The sequence below is a fragment of the Sulfurovum sp. bin170 genome, from assembly GCF_010892395.1.
Lineage (GTDB): Bacteria > Campylobacterota > Campylobacteria > Campylobacterales > Sulfurovaceae > UBA1140.
On record NZ_JAACKB010000297.1, the window covers coordinates 1 to 2,023 of the forward strand.

General features: G+C 35.9%; 2 protein-coding genes and 1 tRNA gene. 1 reads left to right on the forward strand and 2 read right to left on the reverse strand.

The features are described 5' to 3' along the window. A partial coding sequence (locus GSY74_RS07000; protein ID WP_223157499.1) for a hypothetical protein occupies nucleotides 1-954 on the forward strand: 954 nt, incomplete at its 5' end. Nucleotides 955-1,198: 244 nt separating this feature from the next. Here GSY74_RS07000 and GSY74_RS07005 read toward each other — a convergent pair. Beyond that, nucleotides 1,199-1,275: transfer RNA gene (locus GSY74_RS07005), tRNA-Ile, on the reverse strand. A 17-nt stretch (nucleotides 1,276-1,292) separates the two neighbouring features. Continuing rightward, nucleotides 1,293-2,023: FtsW/RodA/SpoVE family cell cycle protein (locus GSY74_RS07010; RefSeq protein ID WP_164664392.1), on the reverse strand; the 731-nt coding region annotated here is incomplete at its 5' end.

Below are 2,023 nucleotides of genomic sequence, written 5' to 3' on the forward strand. Positions count from 1 at the left end.
GGGATTAAACTAAAAGAGATTCTCAAAATGATAAAAGAGAAAAATAGGGATTTCTCTTATCCCCAAAAAGATTTAATCTTTAGAGTAAATGACTTGATGGTTACAGGAGAGGAAGAGATATCTACTATTGTTGATAGATTGGGTACGGAACTTACTATTGACCCTGCATTGAAGTATCGTTCTGATAATGGACTTATAATCAATAATCGTGATTTTATGCATCAGTTTAGACATCTTTTGGGTCACTACTCCACAAAAGAGGATTTGGCTTATTATATGACTCTCTATCCACTACATTATGCTTCAGAGACATTTAACTATAATCATAAGTATATTGGAGATGCGATTCTTCTTCTAGCTTCCAAGATGATAGCCGATGGCAATGTTCATAAAAAAGAGATATTGTCTGCTATTAGTGATGAGTTTGATGGTATCTCATGTTGTGAGTATGAAAACAATCTCTTTGTTAAAGAGGATTATACAGAGACTATTGCTAAACTCAAAGAGATGGTTGGTGTGAAGAGAGAAAAAACATTTATAGATAAAATATCAGCACTAACTTTAGCCAAAAAAGAGAGTGTTAAACTGGATTCGATAACGGGTCAAGCTGTTGCTATATATGCAGGAGATGCTCTATCTGCTCAATTAGTAGAAGAGACAAAAAAGGCTATTATCAATAGTGATGCTAAGTTTGTTGAGTTTGCTATGTCAACAAAACTTGCGGGACAGACCCTTGTGGATTCTAATTATGAGATTGCATATAGAAAAGCAGGAACGATGATGCTTGATGCTTTGGATTCTGGAGCTAATATTTTAGTCTGTTTAAAAGATGAAGATTTGACAATATTTAAATCTATTGTAGCAGAAGCCGAACGAACTATGGGAAGAGATATAGATATAGCTCTTATCTCGTTTGTTGAACTTCAAGAGTTGACTACTGGGGTTACGGCTTAAACTTTTTTGGTGGGCATAAATGCACCACCGAACCAAATAGTTCGGGTGTAAACACGCCGATTCCGAAAATGCAGATTGCACATAAGGAAACGATGGCTTTAGACCAATGCCAATGAATTAAGAATATTGTCTCTATAATATTTTAATTTCAAAACAGTAGAGACAAGGGACTCCCTTGTCTAAAACTTTAATTCTTATAAAGTATGCTAAAAATATTAAAAATTTGATTGTCTAAAAAAGTAGGTGGTGGGTTCTCGGGGACTCGAACCCCGGACCACTCGGTTATGAGCCGAGTGCTCTAACCAGCTGAGCTAAAAACCCACCTGCATGAAAGATATTTAGCGATACCTAGATCTAACTAAAGGTTTACGCTTTGAAAATGTTACTTTCGAGTCGGCATTATACATAAAATAGAAACGAAAAGCAAGTAAATTTTCCAAAATACCAAAAAGAACTGCAAAAATTATAAAAGATGTCCCTCCGTGGCTAAACATGGGCAGAGGAAGACCCACAACGGGAGCCAATCCTATTGTCATCAAGATATTTACTGTCATATATATAAAAAATAGAAAAGCCATGCCTGATGCAAATACTTTGACAAAATAATCTTTTGTATTGGTCATAGCAATCTGTAGAAGATGTATAATAAATATAGCATATAGAGCGATAGTCCCTATCATCCCTACAAATCCAAACCGTTCACCCAGATAGGCAAAAATAAAGTCTGTAGAGGAGACAGGGAGAAACTTTAGTTGGGTCTGTGTTGCATCTTCTTGGTTTTTACCATTCATTCCACCTGAACCGATAGCGATAAGAGATTGTTGAACATGATAGCTTGGTTTTCCTAAAAAGTCTGCGACTCTCTGTTTTTGGTAAGGTTTTAGACCATGTGTATATATTACAGGTGCTGCTAATCCTAGGATAATTATTAGCCCTAACCAGATACGCGTCTGAATGCCTATAATAAAGAGTACCCCAAATCCAGTTAATAGAAGCACCAATCCTGTACCCAAATCAGGCTCTTTTGCGATAAGCACAAATGGAATCAAGATATACATAGATAGTTTTA